At 60.4% G+C, this 17,581-nt stretch carries 17 protein-coding genes; 10 read left to right on the top strand and 7 right to left on the bottom strand.

Annotation, left to right across the window (positions count from 1 at the left end; translation table 11 throughout):
- Positions 1-9: 9 nt before the first annotated feature.
- From nuoL to G542_RS0107065, 5 genes are all read left to right on the top strand, one after another.
- On the top strand, positions 10-2,025 hold the full coding sequence (gene nuoL, locus G542_RS0107085; protein WP_027823758.1) for an NADH-quinone oxidoreductase subunit L: 2,016 nt from the start codon (positions 10-12) through the stop codon (positions 2,023-2,025).
- A gap of 39 nt (positions 2,026-2,064) precedes the next feature.
- Complete coding sequence (locus G542_RS0107080; RefSeq protein WP_027823757.1) at positions 2,065-3,564, top strand: NADH-quinone oxidoreductase subunit M; 1,500 nt, start codon at positions 2,065-2,067, stop codon at positions 3,562-3,564.
- Between the two features lie 30 nt (positions 3,565-3,594).
- Entirely contained in the window at positions 3,595-5,055 is a 1,461-nt protein-coding gene (gene nuoN / locus G542_RS0107075; RefSeq protein ID WP_027823756.1) for an NADH-quinone oxidoreductase subunit NuoN, read from the top strand.
- 136 nt (positions 5,056-5,191) lie between these two features.
- Complete coding sequence (gene metF / locus G542_RS0107070; RefSeq protein ID WP_012696026.1) at positions 5,192-6,025, top strand: methylenetetrahydrofolate reductase [NAD(P)H]; 834 nt, start codon at positions 5,192-5,194, stop codon at positions 6,023-6,025.
- 24 nt (positions 6,026-6,049) lie between these two features.
- Positions 6,050-6,604 (top strand): TIGR00645 family protein, encoded by a 555-nt coding sequence (locus G542_RS0107065; protein WP_012696027.1) that lies wholly within the window; start codon positions 6,050-6,052, stop codon positions 6,602-6,604.
- A 115-nt stretch (positions 6,605-6,719) separates the two neighbouring features.
- On the opposite strand, the gene rpmG is transcribed toward G542_RS0107065, so the two are convergent.
- Together rpmG and rpmB are read right to left on the bottom strand one after the other, a co-directional pair.
- A complete protein-coding gene (rpmG, locus tag G542_RS0107060) occupies positions 6,720-6,875 on the bottom strand; it encodes a 50S ribosomal protein L33 (protein ID WP_012696028.1) in 156 nt (51 codons plus the stop codon).
- Between the two features lie 53 nt (positions 6,876-6,928).
- On the bottom strand, positions 6,929-7,162 hold the full coding sequence (gene rpmB, locus G542_RS0107055) for a 50S ribosomal protein L28 (RefSeq protein WP_012696029.1): 234 nt from the start codon (positions 7,160-7,162) through the stop codon (positions 6,929-6,931).
- 220 nt (positions 7,163-7,382) lie between these two features.
- Here rpmB and pyrG point away from each other — a divergent pair, with 220 nt between their 5' ends.
- The 5 genes from pyrG to G542_RS0107030 all read left to right on the top strand — a co-directional run bounded on the left by pyrG (position 7,383) and on the right by G542_RS0107030 (position 13,509).
- Complete coding sequence (gene pyrG, locus G542_RS0107050; RefSeq protein ID WP_027823754.1) at positions 7,383-9,017, top strand: CTP synthase; 1,635 nt, start codon at positions 7,383-7,385, stop codon at positions 9,015-9,017.
- A 50-nt stretch (positions 9,018-9,067) separates the two neighbouring features.
- Positions 9,068-9,919, top strand: coding sequence for a 3-deoxy-8-phosphooctulonate synthase (gene kdsA, locus G542_RS0107045; RefSeq protein WP_012696031.1), 852 nt, complete (start codon positions 9,068-9,070; stop codon positions 9,917-9,919).
- 86 nt (positions 9,920-10,005) lie between these two features.
- Positions 10,006-11,289, top strand: coding sequence for a phosphopyruvate hydratase (eno, locus tag G542_RS0107040; RefSeq protein WP_027823753.1), 1,284 nt, complete (start codon positions 10,006-10,008; stop codon positions 11,287-11,289).
- Between the two features lie 45 nt (positions 11,290-11,334).
- A complete protein-coding gene (ftsB, locus tag G542_RS0107035; protein ID WP_012696033.1) occupies positions 11,335-11,616 on the top strand; it encodes a cell division protein FtsB in 282 nt (93 codons plus the stop codon).
- An 87-nt stretch (positions 11,617-11,703) separates the two neighbouring features.
- Positions 11,704-13,509, top strand: a complete 1,806-nt coding sequence (locus G542_RS0107030; RefSeq protein WP_012696034.1) for a GGDEF domain-containing protein — start codon at positions 11,704-11,706, stop codon at positions 13,507-13,509.
- Positions 13,510-13,532: 23 nt separating this feature from the next.
- Here the strand turns inward: G542_RS0107030 and G542_RS0107025 are convergent, their stop codons facing one another.
- From G542_RS0107025 to G542_RS16245, 5 genes are all read right to left on the bottom strand, one after another.
- Positions 13,533-14,306, bottom strand: a complete 774-nt coding sequence (locus G542_RS0107025) for a uracil-DNA glycosylase (RefSeq protein ID WP_027823752.1) — start codon at positions 14,304-14,306, stop codon at positions 13,533-13,535.
- Positions 14,303-14,746, bottom strand: a complete 444-nt coding sequence (gene rimI / locus G542_RS0107020; RefSeq protein WP_012696036.1) for a ribosomal protein S18-alanine N-acetyltransferase — start codon at positions 14,744-14,746, stop codon at positions 14,303-14,305. Before rimI ends, G542_RS0107025 begins: the two co-directional genes overlap by 4 nt.
- Entirely contained in the window at positions 14,743-15,408 is a 666-nt protein-coding gene (tsaB, locus tag G542_RS0107015) for a tRNA (adenosine(37)-N6)-threonylcarbamoyltransferase complex dimerization subunit type 1 TsaB (protein ID WP_012696037.1), read from the bottom strand. The genes rimI and tsaB overlap by 4 nt, the downstream gene beginning before the upstream one ends.
- Before the next feature lie 88 nt (positions 15,409-15,496).
- Positions 15,497-16,720 carry an EAL and HDOD domain-containing protein gene (locus G542_RS0107010; protein WP_012696038.1) on the bottom strand — a complete coding sequence of 408 codons (1,224 nt, stop codon included), beginning with the start codon at positions 16,718-16,720 and terminating at the stop codon, positions 15,497-15,499.
- An 88-nt stretch (positions 16,721-16,808) separates the two neighbouring features.
- A partial coding sequence (locus G542_RS16245) for a chemotaxis protein CheA (RefSeq protein ID WP_034985264.1) occupies positions 16,809-17,581 on the bottom strand: 773 nt, incomplete at its 5' end.

Here is a 17,581-nt window from a genome sequence, read left to right as displayed (position 1 = left end):
AGAGAGAACATGGACAAGCAAAGCCTCTATCTGCTGATTGCGCTGAGCCCGCTGGTGGGCTCGGCCATTGCCGGCCTGTTTGGCTGGGCAATCGGCCGTCGCCCGGCGCACGTGATTACCATCCTCGGGGTGGCCGTTTCGTGTGCGGGTTCCTTCATGGTGCTGAACGATCTTCTGAACGGCGCTGCACCGTTTAACGGTGACGTCTACACCTGGCTGACCGTCGGAGGACAGACGTACTCGGTCGGCTTCCTGGTCGACAGCCTGACCGCCATGATGATGGTGGTGGTCACCAGCGTGTCGCTGATGGTGCACATCTACACCATCGGCTACATGCACGACGATCCCGGTTACCAGCGTTTCTTCAGCTACATCTCGCTGTTTACCTTCTCGATGCTGATGCTGGTGATGAGCAACAACTTCATCCAGCTGTTCTTCGGTTGGGAAGCCGTGGGTCTGGTGTCCTACCTGCTGATCGGTTTCTGGTTCAAGCGCCAGACGGCCATCTTCGCCAACCTGAAGGCCTTCTTGGTCAACCGCGTCGGTGACTTCGGCTTTGCGCTGGGTATCGGCATGGTGCTGTACCACTTCGGCGGTTCGCTCAATTACGCTGACGTGTTCGCCAATGCGCCGGCCCTCAAGGGTGCAACCGTATCGCTGTTCCCGGGTGTCGAGTGGTCGCTGATGACGGTGACCTGCATCCTGCTGTTCATCGGTGCCATGGGCAAATCGGCGCAATTCCCGCTGCACGTGTGGCTGCCGGACTCCATGGAAGGCCCGACGCCGATTTCCGCACTGATCCACGCCGCTACCATGGTGACGGCCGGCATCTTCATGGTGTCGCGCATGAGCCCGCTGTTCGAGCTGTCGGATACGGCCCTGTCGTTCGTGCTGGTGATCGGCTCGATCACGGCGCTGTTCATGGGCTTTCTCGGCATCGTGCAGAACGACATCAAGCGTGTGGTGGCTTATTCCACCCTGTCGCAGCTCGGTTACATGACGGTGGCTTTGGGTGTGTCGGCCTACAACGTGGCCGTGTTCCACCTGATGACCCACGCCTTCTTCAAGGCGCTGCTGTTCCTTGCTGCCGGTTCGGTGATCATGGGCATGCATCATGATCAGGACATGCGCAACATGGGTGGCCTGCGCAAGTACATGCCGATTACCTGGCTGACCAGCCTGCTGGGAACGCTGGCGCTGATCGGTACGCCGTTCTTCTCCGGCTTCTACTCCAAGGACTCGATCATCGAGGCCGTGCATGCATCGAACCTGCCGGGAGCCGGCTTTGCCTATCTGGCGGTCAACATCGGTGTGTTCGTGACGGCCTTCTACAGCTTCCGGCTGTACTTCCTGGTGTTCCATGGCAAGGAGCGCTGGATGCAGAAGGGGCATCATGCACATCATGGACACGACGATGGTGAACATCATGGCCTGGGGCCGAACGACAAGCCGCACGAGTCTCCATGGGTGGTGACGCTGCCGCTGGTCCTGCTGGCAATTCCGTCGGTGCTCGTGGGTTATTTCACGATCGATCCGATGCTGTACGGCAGCTTCTTCAAGGGTGTGATTTTCGTCAATACCGAAGCCCACCCGGCCATGGAAGTGCTGCGCGAGGAATTCCACGGACCGCTGGCCATGGGGCTGCATGCCTTGCAGACCTGGCCGTTCTGGCTGGCTCTGGCCGGTGTGGCAACATCCTTCCTGTTCTACATGGTGGCACCGCAGATTCCTGCGGCCATCCAGAGGGCTGTCAATCCGCTCTACCGTCTGCTCGAGAACAAGTACTACCTCGACGAGCTGTATTTCGCGGTGTTTGCCAAGGGTTCCCGCCTGTTGGGAACCGGTTTCTGGAAAGCCGGTGACCAGACGCTGATCGATGGTCTGGTGGTGAACGGTTCGGCCAAGGCGGTCGGTGCGCTGGCTGCGGTGACCCGCAAGCTGCAAACGGGCTTTATCTACAGCTATGCCACGGCGATGGTTATCGGGGTGCTTGTGCTGCTGACGGTTTTTGTGGTCGGCGTGTAAGCGGCGGAATGAATCAAAAGGAAAAGCTAGGTTCGAAAAATGAGTGAGAATCTGCTCAGTCTGGTGATCTGGGTGCCGATTGCGGCCGGGTTGCTGACCTTGGCGACAGGGGGAGAGAAAAATGCCGGACTTGCGCGCATGATTGCGCTGGCAGGGTCCTTGGCAGGTTTCTTGGTCTCGTTGCCGTTGTATTTCAACTTCCAGCCGTTGCACGGAGGCATGCAGTTTGTCGAGCTGGCACCCTGGATTGCCAGCCTCAACATCAATTACGCCCTCGGCGTTGACGGCATCTCGGTCTGGTTCATCATCCTCAACAGCTTTACCACCCTGCTGGTAGTGCTGGCGGGCTGGCAGGTGATCCAGACCCGGGTGGCGCAGTACTTTGCCGCCTTCCTGATCATGTCCGGCCTGATCAACGGTGCGTTTGCCGCGCTGGATGCCGTGCTGTTCTACGTGTTCTTTGAAGCGATGCTGATCCCGATGTACCTGGTGATCGGCGTATGGGGCGGGCCGCGTCGCGTGTATGCGTCGATCAAGTTCTTCCTCTACACCCTGCTGGGTTCGCTCCTGATGCTGGTTTCGTTCATCTACCTGTACTTCCAGGTCGGTGGCAGCTTCGAGATCACCCGGTTCCAGGCCGTTCCGCTGGGGCTGACTGCACAGATCCTGCTGTTCGTGGCCTTCTTCATGTCGTTCGCAGTCAAGGTGCCGATGTTCCCGGTGCATACCTGGCTGCCGGACGCCCACGTTGAAGCGCCGACCGGCGGTTCGATGGTGCTGGCCGCCATCACCCTCAAGCTGGGTGCGTACGGTTTCCTGCGCTTCCTGCTGCCGATCGTGCCGGATGCTGCCCGCGAGCTGTCGAGCCTGATGATCGTGCTGTCGCTGGTTGCCGTGGTGTACATCGGTCTGGTGGCACTGGTGCAGACCGACATGAAGAAACTGGTGGCGTACTCGTCGATTGCCCACATGGGCTTCGTGACGCTGGGCTTCTTCATGTTCACCGATGCCGGTGAGCTGAACCAGTGGGCCGTAGAAGGGGCGCTGGTTCAGATGATTTCGCACGGCTTCGTGTCGGCGGCCATGTTCATGTGCATCGGTGTGCTGTATGACCGCATGCACAGCCGCAACATTGCCGACTATGGCGGTGTGGTGAACAAGATGCCGGTTTACGCAGCCTTTGCCCTGTTCTTTGCCATGGCCAATGCCGGCCTGCCGGCAACCTCGGGCTTCGTGGGTGAATTCATGGTCATCATGGGTGCCGTGCAGGTGAACTTCTGGTATGCCTTCTTTGCTGCGACCACGCTGATTTTTGGTGCGGCCTACACGCTGTGGATGTACAAGCGTGTGGTGTTTGGCGAAACCGGCAATGCACATGTAGACGAGTTGCAGGATGTCAACGGCCGGGAATTCCTGATCCTGGGCATTCTGGCTGTTGCCGTGCTGGGCATGGGCCTGTACCCGCAGATGTTCGTCGACATCATGCACACCAGCGTCAATGACCTCTTGAGCCATGTGGCGCAGAGCAAGCTGCTGTAAGGCGCGACCTGCAGGAAGGAAATCCATCAAATGAGTTGGGCTGATTTGAACCTGATGCCGGCCATGCCGGAGATCGTGCTGCTCATCGCGGTGTCGGCGATCCTGATCATCGACCTGTTCGTCAAGGGCGAACGCCGCGGTGTGACCTATCTGCTGTCGATGCTGGCCCTGGTGGCAACCGGTGCAGCCACGCTGGCTGCATGGCTGCCGTACCCGGTGCTGACTTTCAGCGGCATGTACGTGGCTGACCCGATTGCCAGCGTAGCCAAGCTGGGGCTGGTGGTGGCGACGGGTGTCGCGATGATTTATGCCCGCCAGTACGCTTTTGACCGCGGCTTTCTCAAGGGCGAGCTGTTTACCCTGATGCTGTTTGCCCTCCTGGGCATGTGCGTCATGGTGTCGGCCAGCCACATGCTGACGCTGTATATCGGTCTGGAACTGTTGTCGCTGGCCCTGTATGCACTGATTGCGCTGTCGCGTGAATCGGTGCCGGCCACCGAGGCGGCAATGAAGTACTTCGTGCTGGGTGCGCTGGCCTCTGGCCTGCTGCTCTACGGTGTTTCGATGGTGTACGGTGGTACCCAGTCGCTGCACATCGTGGCCGTGGCCCAGTCGATTGCTTCCGGCAATGCCAACGTGACCTTGGTCAGCCTGGGGCTGGTCTTCATCGTGGCCGGTCTGGCGTTCAAGCTGGGCGCGGTACCGTTCCACATGTGGGTGCCTGACGTATACCAGGGTGCTCCGACGGCCGTGACTCTGTTTGTCGGTTCGGCCCCGAAGCTGGCAGCATTCGTGTTTGTGATCCGCTTCCTGGCGCAGGCGCTGGAACCGGCGGCCGTGGCATGGCAACCGATGCTGATCCTGCTGGCAATTGCCTCGCTGGTGGTGGGCAATCTGGCGGCCATCATGCAGACCAACATCAAGCGCATGCTGGCGTATTCGACCATTTCGCACATGGGCTTCATGCTGATCGGCATTCTGGCTGCGACGCCGGCCGGTTACAGTGCCGCAATGTTCTACGCCATTACCTACATGCTGATGGCACTGGCTGGTTTCGGTGTGCTGCTGGCCCTGTCGCGTGCCGGGTTTGACTGTGAAACGCTGGATGACCTGAAGGGGCTGAACCGCAAGAATGCCTGGTATGCCTTGCTGGTGCTGCTGGTGATGTTCTCGATGGCCGGCATCCCGCCGCTGGTAGGGTTCTATGCCAAGTTCGCCGTGCTGGAAGCCGCCGTGAACGTTGGCCTGACCTGGCTGGCCGTGGTTGGCGTGGTGATGTCGCTGATCGGTGCCTTCTATTACCTGCGTGTGGTCAAGGCGGTGTACTTTGATGAGGCAACCGGCAGTGCGGGCGATGCACTGACGGTCGGCGGGGACATGAAACTGGTGCTGGGCGTGAACGGTCTCGTGCTGCTGGGTCTGGGGATCCTGCCCAACGGGTTGTACACCCTGTGCCTAGAAGCCGTACGCCAGTCGCTGGGCACGCTGTAATCCTGTCGCCGCAACTCAGGGCCCCCGCTGTGGCGGGGGCCTTTGTTTGTCATTTGCATATGCCTTTCACCTGCTTGCCTGCATGCAGGGCTTGCGGCACAGTTGGGACAATCTAATTGAATGACGGAGTTTCCGGATGAGTGCCACGCCTACGATCAGTTTTGAATTTTTTCCGCCCAAGACCGATGAGGGACGGGCCAAGCTGGCGACGGCACGCAAGCAGCTGGCCCGCTTCAAGCCGGGTTTTTTTTCCGTGACCTTTGGCGCCGGAGGCACGACGCGTGAGGGAACGTTGCGGACGGTGCTGGATATCCGGGCCGAAGGCCATGCTGCGGCTCCGCACCTGTCTTGCATCGGCTCTACGCGAGACAACATCCGCGCCATCCTGGACGAGTATCGTGCCCATGGCATTCGTCATGTGGTGGCGCTGCGCGGGGACATTCCTTCGGGCATGGGGGGGGTGGGAGAGTTCCGTTACGCCAATGAACTGGTGTCGTTCATCCGCGAGCACTACGGCGACCATTTCCATATCGAGGTGGCGGCCTACCCGGAGTACCACCCGCAGGCCGGCAGTGCGCAGGCCGATCTGGATGCCTTTGCACGCAAGGTCAAGGCAGGAGCCAATTCGGCGATCACGCAGTATTTTTTCAATGCCGATGCCTATTTCCGTTTCGTGGACGAGGCAGAAGCTCGCGGAGTGGGCATTCCGATCGTGCCGGGCATCATGCCGATCTACAACTTCAGTCAGCTGGCACGTTTTTCCGATCTGTGCGGAGCCGAGATTCCACGCTGGTTGCGGCTGAAACTCGCGGGCTATGGCGATGACGTGCATTCGATCCGGGCGCTGGGGCTGGATGTGGTAACGGACCTTTGTGATCGCCTGATGTCGGGCGGTGCACCCGGGCTGCACTTCTACACCCTGAATGCTGCCGGATCGATTTCGACGCTGTGCCAGCGTCTGGGTTTGTGATTTTCCTTCAACATCAATGGTTTTATGAGCGATCGACTGCCTTCTGTTGCGACCTTGCCGGCCACTCCGGTTCCAGCCTCCCGGCTGGGCAAGGTCATTTTCTGGAGCCGCTGGCTACAGCTTCCCATTTATCTGGGACTGATTGTGGTGCAGGGCGTGTATGCATGGAAGTTTCTCAGCCAGCTGTGGGAGCTGCTGACGCAGTTGTCACGGCTGACTGAAATCGAGATCATGCTGACAGTGCTGGGACTTATCGACGTAGTGATGATTGCCAACCTGCTGTTGATGGTGACGGTGGGCGGTTACGAAACATTTGTGTCACGCCTGAGGCTGGATAATCACCCGGACCAGCCGGAGTGGCTGGATCATGTCAATGCTTCGGTGCTGAAGGTCAAGCTGTCGATGGCCATCATTTCCATTTCCTCGATCCACCTGTTGCAGACATTCATTAATGCCGGGCAGTTGCCGGAGCACACGATCAAATGGCAACTGGCGCTGCATCTGGCTTTCTTGGTTTCGGCTGCTGCCATTGCCTATACCGACAAGCTGTTGCATTCGACCATGCAGTCAACTCATTAAGAAGCAGGCGAACAAAAAAACCGGCGCATGCACCGGTTTTTTCATGTTGTTTTTACGCAAAACAAAACCGCCCGGCATTGGCCTGGACGGTTTTGGCGACAAGGAGAAAGCCCGGTTACTTGAGCTTGGTTTCCTTGTAGATGACATGCTTGCGTACAACCGGATCAAATTTCTTGATTTCCATCTTTTCCGGCATGGTGCGCTTGTTTTTGGTGGTGGTGTAGAAGTGACCGGTACCAGCGGTCGACTCCAGCTTGATCTTGTCACGCATGGTGGCGTTCCTTCTTGGTGAATAGGGTCGTCAGCAGCTGCTTCGGCTGAGAATTAGATCTCGCCGCGGGCACGCAGATCGGCAAGAACGGCGTCGATACCAACTTTGTCGATGGTACGCAGGGCAGCGTTCGACACGCGCATGCGGACCCAGCGGTTTTCGCTCTCGACCCAGAAGCGGCGATACTGCAGGTTCGGCAGGAAGCGGCGCTTGGTCTTGTTGTTGGCGTGGGATACGTTGTTACCCACCATCGGACGCTTGCCGGTGACTTTGCAAACTCGCGCCATGATGTGAAATCTCCAGAATCCAGTAAAAGCCGGCTTTATACCATAAAAACAGAAGCCTACTCAAGCCGGGAACCGCTCGGGAATCAGTTTGACGGAAGGTGCGCCATTGCGCGCGGACAGCTGCTGTTTGTCGTCTAAAGTCAAGGTGTTGCCGGGGGCGTGAATTGAAGCCGCCTGCCTTTGCGGCTACAATCCCGGATTCCGTAGAGTCTCACATCCCATGACCAAGTTTATCTTCGTTACCGGCGGCGTTGTCTCCTCACTGGGCAAAGGCATCGCCGCCGCGTCCATTGCAGCGATCCTCGAGTCGCGCGGTCTCAAGGTCACCATGCTCAAGCTCGATCCGTACATCAACGTCGATCCGGGCACAATGAGTCCGTTCCAGCATGGTGAAGTGTTCGTCACCGAGGACGGCGCCGAAACCGACCTTGATCTAGGACACTACGAGCGCTTCATCCACGCCAAGATGAAGAAGAGCAACAACTTCACAACCGGCCAGGTGTACGAATCGGTCATCGCCAAGGAACGCCGTGGTGACTACCTTGGTGGTACCGTGCAGGTGATCCCGCACATCACGGACGAAATCAAGCACAAGGTACGCGAAGGCGCCGGCGACGTGGACGTGGCCATCGTCGAGGTCGGCGGTACGGTCGGCGACATCGAATCGTTGCCGTTCCTTGAGGCTATCCGCCAGATGCGCAGCAATTTCGGGCGCAAGAACACCCTCTACGTGCATTTGTCCTACGTGCCCTACATTGCCGCGGCCGGCGAGATCAAGACCAAGCCGACCCAGCATTCGGTCAAGGAACTGCGTGAAATCGGCATCCAGCCGGACATCCTGATCTGCCGCATGGACCGCGAGCTGCCACAGGATGAAAAGCGCAAGATCGCGCTCTTCTGCAACGTCGAGGAAAACGCCGTCATCGGCTGTTACGACGCCGACAGCATCTACAAGGTGCCGGGCATGCTGCACGCCCAGGGCATCGACGACATCATCTGCGAACATCTCGACCTGTCGCTGCCGCCGGCCGACCTGTCGGTGTGGAACGGCATCATCGATGCCATCGAGCACCCGGCCCGCAGTGTCAACATCGCCATGGTCGGCAAATACGTTGACCTGACCGAATCGTACAAATCACTGTCCGAAGCCCTCAAGCACGCCGGCATTCACACCCGCAGCGAAGTCAACATCCATTACATCGACTCCGAAGAAGTCGAGCGTGACGGGTGTGCCGCACTCAAGGGCATGGACGCCATCCTCGTGCCGGGCGGCTTTGGCAAGCGCGGTGTCGAAGGCAAGATCAAGGCCGTCCGCTACGCACGCGAGCACAACATTCCTTACCTGGGCATCTGCCTTGGCATGCAGATGGCGCTGATCGAATACGCACGGGACATGGCCGGCATGCCGGGCGCCAACTCGACCGAGTTTGATGTCGAGACCGACTTCCCGGTCGTGGCGCTGATTGACGAGTGGGTCAACCACGACGGCAAGATCGAAACCCGTGACGAAAACTCCAACCTCGGCGGCACCATGCGCCTTGGCGGACAGGAGTGCGTGCTCGAATCCGGCTCACTGGCTGCCCGCATTTATGGAGCCGAGCATATCGTCGAGCGTCACCGTCACCGCTACGAAGTCAACAACCACTATATCGACCGCCTTGAGGCTGCCGGACTGAAAATCAGCGGGCGTTCGGCCGGAGCCGAAAAACTGGTCGAGACCATCGAGCTGCCCAACCACCGCTGGTTCTTCGCCTGCCAGTTCCATCCGGAATTCACCTCGACCCCGCGTGACGGCCACCCGCTGTTCAAGGCCTATGTCGAGGCAGCGCTGGCTTACCAGGCTGACAACAAGTAATGCTGTGCCGGGCAGGCCGTTGAGCCTTGTCCGGACAACAGGAGTCATGCATGAAACTGTGTGGATTCGACGCGGGGCTCGACCAGCCCCTCTTCCTGATTGCCGGTCCCTGCGTCATCGAAGGTGAACAGTTCGCCATCGATACCGCCGGCCAGCTCAAGGAAATGGCCGGCCGCCTTGGCCTGCCGTTCATCTACAAGTCGAGCTACGACAAGGCCAACCGCAGCTCCGACCAGAGCTTTCGCGGTTTCGGCATTGATGCCGGCCTGACCATCCTCGACAAGGTCAAAAAACAGGTTGGCGTACCGGTACTGACCGACGTGCATACCGCCGAAGAAGCTCCGTTGGCGGCTTCGGTGGTCGACGTCCTGCAAACTCCGGCATTCCTGTGCCGGCAGACCGACTTTATCCGCGCCGTGGCGGCTACCGGCAAGCCGGTCAACATCAAGAAGGGCCAGTTCCTCGCGCCGGGTGACATGCTCAACGTGGTGGCCAAGGCCCGCCACGGTGCCCGTGAGGCCGGTTTCGACGGTGACACCATCATGGTGTGCGAGCGCGGCGCCTCGTTCGGCTACAACAACCTGGTATCCGATATGCGCAGCCTTGCCATCATGCGCGGGACCGGATGCCCGGTGGTTTACGATGCCACCCACTCGGTGCAGCTGCCCGGCGGGCAGGGCACCAGCTCGGGTGGCCAGCGCGAATTCGTGCCGGTACTGGCCCGCGCAGCCGTGGCAACCGGCATTGCCGGCATCTTCATGGAAACCCATCCGGACCCGTGCAAGGCACTGTCCGACGGGCCCAATGCATGGCCGCTACCCAGGCTCTACGACCTGCTGGCCACGCTGGTCGAACTGGATCGCCTGGTCAAATCGCGTCCCCTGGCCGAGCAGGCCTTGTGACACCAGTCGTTTCCGGACGGGGCGTGCATGAACGCCCCGTTCTTTTGCTTCCGTAACATTCCGTTTGAATACAAGGGGGAATTTTGATGAGCTCGATCGTGGATGTGATCGCCCGCGAGATACTGGATTCGCGCGGCAATCCGACTGTCGAATGCGACGTGTGGCTCGACAGTGGCGTGATGGGCCGCGCGGCGGTGCCGTCGGGCGCCTCGACCGGCGAAAAGGAAGCGCTGGAACTGCGCGACGGTGATGCCCGCCGCTATCTGGGCAAGGGCGTGCTCAAGGCCGTCGAGCACGTCAACAATGAAATCTGCGAAGCCCTGATCGGACTGGACCCGACCGACCAGGCCTATATCGACCAGACCCTGCTGGAACTCGACGGTACCGACAACAAGGGCAGCCTCGGCGCCAATGCCATCCTCGCCGTATCGGTGGCCGTGGCCAAGGCCGCCGCACTCGAAGTCGGCCTGCCGCTTTACCGCTATCTGGGCGGTTCCGGCCCGATGAGCCTGCCGGTGCCGATGATGAACGTCATCAACGGCGGCGCGCACGCCAACAACACCTTGGACATCCAGGAATTCATGATCATGCCGGTGGGCGCCAGGAGCTTCCGCGAAGCGCTGCGCTGCGGGGCGGAAATCTTCCATACGCTGAAGAAGATCTGCGCCGACAAGGGCTACTCGACCGCAGTGGGCGACGAAGGCGGTTTTGCCCCGAACCTCGCCCGCAACGAAGATGCCATCAAGCTGATCCTCGAAGCCACCGACAAGGCCGGTTACGTGCCGGGTGAAGACGTGCTGATTGCGCTTGACTGCGCCAGCTCGGAATTCTACAAGGACGGCAAATACCATCTGGCCGGCGAAAACTTGGCGCTGAGCAGCGAAGAGTTCACCAACTATCTGGCGACCCTGTGCGACAACTACCCGATCATGTCGATCGAGGACGGCATGAGCGAGCACGACTGGGCCGGTTGGAAGCTGCTGACCGACAAGCTGGGCGACAAGGTGCAGCTGGTGGGCGACGACGTGTTCGTCACCAATCCGGCCATCCTGGCCGAAGGCATCAAGCAAGGCATCTGCAACAGCCTGCTGGTCAAGATCAACCAGATCGGCAGCCTGTCCGAAACGCTCAAGGCCGTTGATCTGGCCAAGCGTTCGGGCTACACCAGCGTGATGAGTCACCGCTCCGGCGAAACCGAGGACAGCACCATTGCCGACCTCGCCGTGGCCACCAACTGCATGCAGATCAAGACCGGCTCGCTGTCGCGTTCTGACCGCATGGCCAAGTACAACCAGCTCCTGCGCATTGAAGAGGAACTGGGCAGTGCTGCCTCGTATCCGGGTCGTGCTGCGTTCTATCATCTGAAGTAACTTACTGTCCGGGCCGCCGGTTACTGCCGGCGGCTTTTTCTCCCTATGCGTATTGTTCCTGTAGTCCTGCTGACCGGTATTGCCTTGCTCCAGTGGCCCCTGTGGTTTGGCAAGGGCAGCTGGGTGCGCTCGTTGCAGCTTGAGTCGCAGCTGACCGAGCAGCGTGCCCTCAACGAAAAACTGCTGTCCCGCAACATGGTGCTGGCAGCCGATGTGCAGGATCTGAAAACCGGTCATGCTGCCGTTGAAGAACGCGCCCGCAACGAACTGGGCATGGTGCGGCAGGGAGAAGTGTTTTTCCAGGTTCTCGGACCTGTTGCACGCTGATACATGATGTTTGACTAACCTGGTAGGCGTGTTGCCGGGCCGATCGTATAATCGTCCGGTCGAATCTCTCCAAAGCCCTCCGTGCCGATGACACCCGCTGAAATCGCCCGAGAAGCGCTGCTCAAGCTCGCGGCCGATAAGCTTCCGCCTACGCCCGAACATTACCGGCGGGCATTCTGTGAAATCGCGCACCAGCCCGACGAAACCAACGTCTTTGCCCGTGAACTGCTGGAGTACATCGAGCAGCAGCCGGGTATTTCCGGGCTGTCTCCGCGTCTGGGCCGGCTGAGGCAGGCCCTTGAAGGAGAGCGCTGGCACGATGGCGCCGAACTGTCATTCTCCGTCATGCAGGCGCTGGCCGAGCAGCAGACCGCCGGGCAGGACTGGGCGCGCATCCTGCGCGAGCTGGTGCGCCTGTGGGACATGCCGCTGTCCATCAGCCAGTCGCACAAGCGCGAAACCCTCGAACGGGTCCTGTCCGTAGCGGGGGCACAGCCGCTGTTGCTCTACGGCAAGCTCGGAAACCTGCTGGACAACTGGAAAACCAGCGCTGCTTCCATGCGTCCGGCTGACAGTCTGCTGACATTTGACGAGTTGCCGGGTGTGGCTGACGAATCTTCCGGGATGGCAGGCTCTTTCCTGGGCAGTTCGGGTTCAGGGCCGGCCTGTCCTGATGACGGTGCCGGCATGTCGTGGCGCACCATCCTGCGGGGCACGCTGGTCAATGGTGTCTCACCGCGCCTGAAAGGCTATCCGGAGCTGGCGCAGGAGCTGATGAACCTTGTTTCGCTCCTGGATGAAACAGTCAGCGGGCATGATCTGGAAATGCTCGGCCGGCGGCTCAAGCGCTTCTGGATCCGGCTCGAACTGGTACTGGAGCAGGAGGACCGTCTGGCCAATGCGCTGGCCGGACTGCTGGGCGTGCTGCTTGACAACATTTCCGAGCTGGTCGGGACGGATTCCCGCGTGGGGGGGCAGGTCGAGGCCATGCGTGACATCCTGAGCCAGGCGCCGCTCTCCATGCGCAAGATCTACCAGCTCGAAGCCAGTCTCAAGGAGGCGGTGTACCAGCAGGGCCTGATCAAGCACAGTCTGGATGAAGCGACCGACTCGATGCGGTCGATGCTCGACAGCTTCATCAGCCGGGTCGGCATGCTGGCCAACCAGACCGATACCTATCGCGAACGGTTTTCCCGCTACGGCGAAGAAGTGGCCCTGACGCACGATGTGGTCGGGCTACACGGCATCCTTGGCCGGCTGATGCAGGATACCCGTGCCATCCATACCGATCTGGCGTCGGCGCATGATGAACTGCAAGGTGCCCGGCATCAGGTCGAGGCTGTCAATGCCCGGATCGAATTGCTGGAAGCCGAGCTGGTCGAGGCCAGTACCAAGATCAAGGAGGACCAGCTGACCGGGGCGCTGAACCGGCGCGGGCTGGACGAGCAGTTCATGCGTGAAGCCAGCCGGGCCGAGCGAAGTGGCCAGCCGCTGGCGCTGGCGCTGATCGACATCGACAACTTCAAGCAACTGAATGATCGCTACGGTCACCGCACGGGCGACAATGCCTTGCGCTATGTGGTTGATCTGGTCAGCGAGCGGGTGCGTCCCAGCGATGCCGTGGCCCGTTTCGGGGGCGAGGAGTTTGTCGTCCTGATGCCGGATACCTCGCAGGAACAGGCACTGGAACTGATCGAGCGCCTGCAGCGGGACCTGACCAAAACCTTCTTCCTCGCCAATGAAGACCGTCTGGTCATCACCTTTTCGGCCGGCATTGCCGTCTGGAGTGCCGGAGAGTCCGAACTTGACCTGATCGAACGGGCCGATCACGCCATGTATCGTGCCAAGCTGGCCGGCAAGAACCGGGTACTGGCGGCTACTGACGAGATGTAGTCTCTTGGCCAGTCGTCGTCAGGTCATGACGACTGGCCGGGTACCTGCGTGTCCAGTTCGCGGCGGATCCGGCACAGGTCCTGCCAGGCGCGGGCCTTGTCCGGCAAGTTGCGCAGCAGGTAGGCCGGGTGATAGGTGACGACCAGCGGATAGCCGGCATACTGGTGCGTCTGGCCTCTCAGCCGGGCGACCGAGAGTTCGGTCGCCAGCAATGACTGGGCTGCCACCCGCCCGAGTGCAACGATCAGGCGCGGACGCACCAGCCTGATTTGCGTTTGCAGGTAGGCCTGACAGGCTGCCATTTCATCCGGTTGCGGATTGCGGTTGCCTGGCGGACGACATTTCACCACATTGCAGACATACATATCCTGCTCCGGCGACCAGCCTGTGGCTGTCAGCATGGCATCCAGCAGTTTGCCTGCTGGCCCGACAAAGGGACGACCTTGCAGGTCTTCCTGTTCGCCCGGTCCTTCGCCGATCAGCATCAGGGGAGCCTGGCGGTTGCCGCGTTCCAGCACGGTCCGGGTCCGGGTTTCACACAGACGGCAGCTGCGGCAGCCGGAGACTTGCCGGGACAGGTTGTCCCAGTCATCGGTTGCTGTCACTTGCTCCATGACGGCGGTCGGGGGTGCAAGTACCACGGCCGGAGCTGGTTCGGTGCCGGTAGCGGGAGGGAGCACCTCAGGTTGCGGCAACGTCATGACTTCGCTCGCCCTTGCGGGCAGGCCGGATTCCGGTTGGCGCAAGCACCAGCCGGTCAGTTGCAGGGCATCAAGTACCTGGTTGCGACGGCTCATATCCGCATGTCCATCAGGATGGCGTCTTCGCGGCCGCCGGCAGCAGGGTAGTAACCACGGCGGCGGCCGAATTCGGTCAGTCCGTATTGCCGGTAAAGCGAGAGTGCAGGGAGATTACCCTCCCGCACCTCCAGCAACAGCCGGTTGACACCTTGCTGGTGTAATTGCCGTTGCAGGTGATCTAGCAGACAGCGCGCCCAGCCGTGGCGCTGGTGCGGGCGGTCTATCACGATTTCCAGCAGTTCTGCCTCGTCCAGCACAACCTGGACGACGGCGAAACCGATGGGGTATCCATCCTGCTCCAGTACCGTAATGGCGTGCCCGGCCTTGAGCGAATCCAGTAGCTGTCCGGCACTCCAGGGGCCAGTCTGGCTACGGGCTGCCATGCCGGCCAGTGTGTCTATGTCTGCTGCCCGGGCCTGTCGCAGGTGATGATTCATTGGCGGGCCCGTTCGGCGGTGGTCAGTGCGACCTTGTTGCGCAGGTAAACGAGTTCGGCCTGTTCCGGTGCAATACGGGAGTAGCGCTGGCTGCGGGCCAGTTCGATCATTGCACTGGCAGAAGGGACCAGAGAGCTGTCAGCGTCTGTCAAGCTGGCACCCAGCCGTTCGGCAAGGCTGTCGCCGAATACGGCAAAGCCGTTGCCGGCACCTTGCCACTGGCCGTCCGGAACGGGGAGCTCCTGGGGTTTCCAGACACCCATGGCGAGGGGCAAGCTGCCGGTTTCCTTGTCGTATGCTGCGGCATAGACTTCGCCCATGCGGGCATCAAGGCAGGCCAGTACGCGCGGGCCGGGGTGCTGGTGGGCCAGTACGTCCAGAGTGGGTATGCCGATCAGCGGGAGGCCGGCTGCCAGGGCCAGGCCTTGAGCGATGCCGCAGCCGATGCGCAATCCCGTGAAGGCACCCGGGCCCTGGCTGTAGACGATGGCGTCAAAATCTTGCAGGACATGCTGGCTGTCGGCCAGCAGCGAGCGCAGGAGCGGCAGGGTCAGTTCGGCATGGCGCTGGCCGACATGCTGGTGTTCGTTCAGGAGCGTGCCGTCAATGGCGATGGCCAGTGACAGGAATTCGGTCGAGGTATCGAGCGCGATCAGGTTCATGTAAGGCTCGGAAAATGCAGGCAGAAAGACAACGCCCCGCTGGCGGAGCGAGGCGTAGGGTAGCACAGTGACCCGGACGGTACACAGGTCAAATCCGTAGCTCCTCCACCCAGGAAAGGGCGGAAACATGGGCGGCGTTCAGGATGTCGGGGGACAGTTCCAGTGCATGCGAGAGGAGTCCGGTGTCCGCCAGCTGGGGATCTTCGCACGACTCGACCAGTCTTAGCATGACGCCCAGCACACCGGTCCGGTCAAGCAGTGCCGTACGGATGTCGTCAGGCAGGAGTAGGTTGTCGAGCGCGTTGGTCATCGGCATGTCCAGCAGTACGTCCAGCAGTGAAAACATGCCGGTGACGAACGCGTTGTCCGGCTCCAGGCGCCGCCCGACCTGACGGGCCAGCAGTTCCATGAAGCGTGCACGGGTCACTGCGGTCTTGAGCAGGGCCGGCGGTACGCCGACATCCTCGCTGGCCGTAACCAGCAGCAGGGTGAGCCAGCGATACAGTTTCTGGTAGCCCAACAGGGTCACGGCCTGCCGGAAATTGGTGATTTCGTTGACGAGGGCAAATCCGGCCGAGTTGATGTAGCGGAAGAGCTTGTAGCTCATGGCGACATCCTGCTTGAATCCCAGCTCGATTTCAGTGGGCTCGGCGTTGCTGCGTAATTTGTTGAGCAGCTGGATGATGTTCCCGAGTTGCGGGTGCAGCGTTTGTGCCGACAGTGTTTCGGGGCGGGCGAAGTAGCGACCCTGAAAACCGTCCATGCCGATTTCATGGCAATAGGCGAAGTCCTGTTGGCTTTCGACCTGTTCGGCTATCTGGATCAGCGGGAAATGGCGCAGCTCCTGGCTTAGTTCGTCCAGTGGCTCACGTCCGAGGCGCTGGAGGCTCAGTTTGACGTAGTTGGCAACGTGCAGCAGGCCATGGCGTTTGTCGGCGGGCTGGTAATCATCCAGTGCAAGGCCAAAACCGTGGTGGCGCAATTGCTCGGTACGCTTGATGATGGCCGGATCGGAATCCAGGGAGGAGGACAGCTCAAGGATGACCCGCTGGGGATTCAGCAGGTCCAGAAAGTCGCTCATCAGCAGGCTGGGGCCAACCTTGATGAAGGCGTATTTGTTGCCGATCAGGGCGCTGGCGTCCATATTCGACAACGTATTGACAATGATGTGGCTGCCAATATGCCGTTCAGCATCTTCCATGCCGTGGTCTTGCTGGTGTTTTGCCGGCCGGAACAGGATCTGGTAGCCGATAATCTGCTGATTACGGTTCAAAACGGGTTGACGGCCGATATAAGCGGAAGGTTGCTTCATATGGTTTCGCTTGAGGCCCACCGGCCAGCAGACTGGTCTGCCGGCCGGTTTCTTTGTCAGGTCACTGACCGGAGGCTGGGGATATTGCTCAGACAGCAGCGGCTTCTAGCATGGGCATATTGCCCGCCCGGGCCAGCTTGTGGTCGCCGCGATCATTGCTCAGCAGATCTTCCATGTCGAGCACCAGCACCACGGCACCGTCACCCGAAAGCGTGGCACCCGCCACGCCTTTGGGGCGGATGTTTTGCAGCGGTTTGATGACGACATCGTCACGACCGATAAAGGAGTCGATGGCGAGGATGAAGGTTTTCTCTGCCGACTGCATCAGTACGCCAAAGCACGGCTCCTGGGTTGCTTTCCAGCCCAGCAGTTCGGTCAGGCGGCGCACCGGCAGGATTTCGTCCCGCACCACGATGGTCGGGCGGCCCGAAACTTCCTGGATCGAATCAGACGAGAACGGGATGATTTCCCGGACCATCGCCAGCGGTACGGCAAATGGCTGGTTGCAGACCTTGACCACCAGTACAGGCAGGATGGCCAGTGTCAGCGGCAGCGAAATGCTGATCTTGGTGCCTTCGTTCGGGGCCGAGCTGATGTCGATGCGGCCGTTGAGCTTCTGGATGTTGGTCCGCACCACATCCATGCCGACACCCCGGCCGGATACGCTGGAAATCTGGTCCTTGGTTGAAAAACCTGGCAAAAAGATCAGGTGCAGTGCCTGTTTGTCGTCAAGGCTGTTGGCCTGCTCGAGGTCGATCAGGCCTTTTTCCAGCGCTTTCTTGCGCAGCATGCCGGCATTCATGCCGCGTCCGTCGTCGGCTACTTCGATGACGATATGGTCACCGACCTGCTGGGCCGACA

This window comes from Laribacter hongkongensis DSM 14985 (genome assembly GCF_000423285.1).
In the GTDB taxonomy this organism is placed as follows: domain Bacteria; phylum Pseudomonadota; class Gammaproteobacteria; order Burkholderiales; family Aquaspirillaceae; genus Laribacter; species Laribacter hongkongensis.
This window is presented reverse-complemented; position numbering and strand designations above follow the sequence as displayed.

Bases quoted from the DNA above. Each gene is read 5' to 3' on its own strand.
- kdsA (WP_012696031.1), top strand. From the start codon at position 9,068: ATGAAACTGTGTGGATTCGACGCGGGGCTCGACCAGCCCCTCTTCCTG.
- pyrG (WP_027823754.1), top strand. From the start codon at position 7,383: ATGACCAAGTTTATCTTCGTTACCGGCGGCGTTGTCTCCTCACTGGGC.
- rpmB (WP_012696029.1), bottom strand. From the start codon at position 7,162: ATGGCGCGAGTTTGCAAAGTCACCGGCAAGCGTCCGATGGTGGGTAAC.
- G542_RS0107030 (WP_012696034.1), top strand. From the start codon at position 11,704: ATGACACCCGCTGAAATCGCCCGAGAAGCGCTGCTCAAGCTCGCGGCC.
- rpmG (WP_012696028.1), bottom strand. From the start codon at position 6,875: ATGCGTGACAAGATCAAGCTGGAGTCGACCGCTGGTACCGGTCACTTC.
- G542_RS0107080 (WP_027823757.1), top strand. From the start codon at position 2,065: ATGAGTGAGAATCTGCTCAGTCTGGTGATCTGGGTGCCGATTGCGGCC.
- G542_RS0107010 (WP_012696038.1), bottom strand. From the start codon at position 16,720: ATGAAGCAACCTTCCGCTTATATCGGCCGTCAACCCGTTTTGAACCGT.
- ftsB (WP_012696033.1), top strand. From the start codon at position 11,335: ATGCGTATTGTTCCTGTAGTCCTGCTGACCGGTATTGCCTTGCTCCAG.
- eno (WP_027823753.1), top strand. From the start codon at position 10,006: ATGAGCTCGATCGTGGATGTGATCGCCCGCGAGATACTGGATTCGCGC.
- nuoN (WP_027823756.1), top strand. From the start codon at position 3,595: ATGAGTTGGGCTGATTTGAACCTGATGCCGGCCATGCCGGAGATCGTG.
- G542_RS0107065 (WP_012696027.1), top strand. From the start codon at position 6,050: ATGAGCGATCGACTGCCTTCTGTTGCGACCTTGCCGGCCACTCCGGTT.
- metF (WP_012696026.1), top strand. From the start codon at position 5,192: ATGAGTGCCACGCCTACGATCAGTTTTGAATTTTTTCCGCCCAAGACC.
- tsaB (WP_012696037.1), bottom strand. From the start codon at position 15,408: ATGAACCTGATCGCGCTCGATACCTCGACCGAATTCCTGTCACTGGCC.
- rimI (WP_012696036.1), bottom strand. From the start codon at position 14,746: ATGAATCATCACCTGCGACAGGCCCGGGCAGCAGACATAGACACACTG.
- nuoL (WP_027823758.1), top strand. From the start codon at position 10: ATGGACAAGCAAAGCCTCTATCTGCTGATTGCGCTGAGCCCGCTGGTG.
- G542_RS0107025 (WP_027823752.1), bottom strand. From the start codon at position 14,306: ATGAGCCGTCGCAACCAGGTACTTGATGCCCTGCAACTGACCGGCTGG.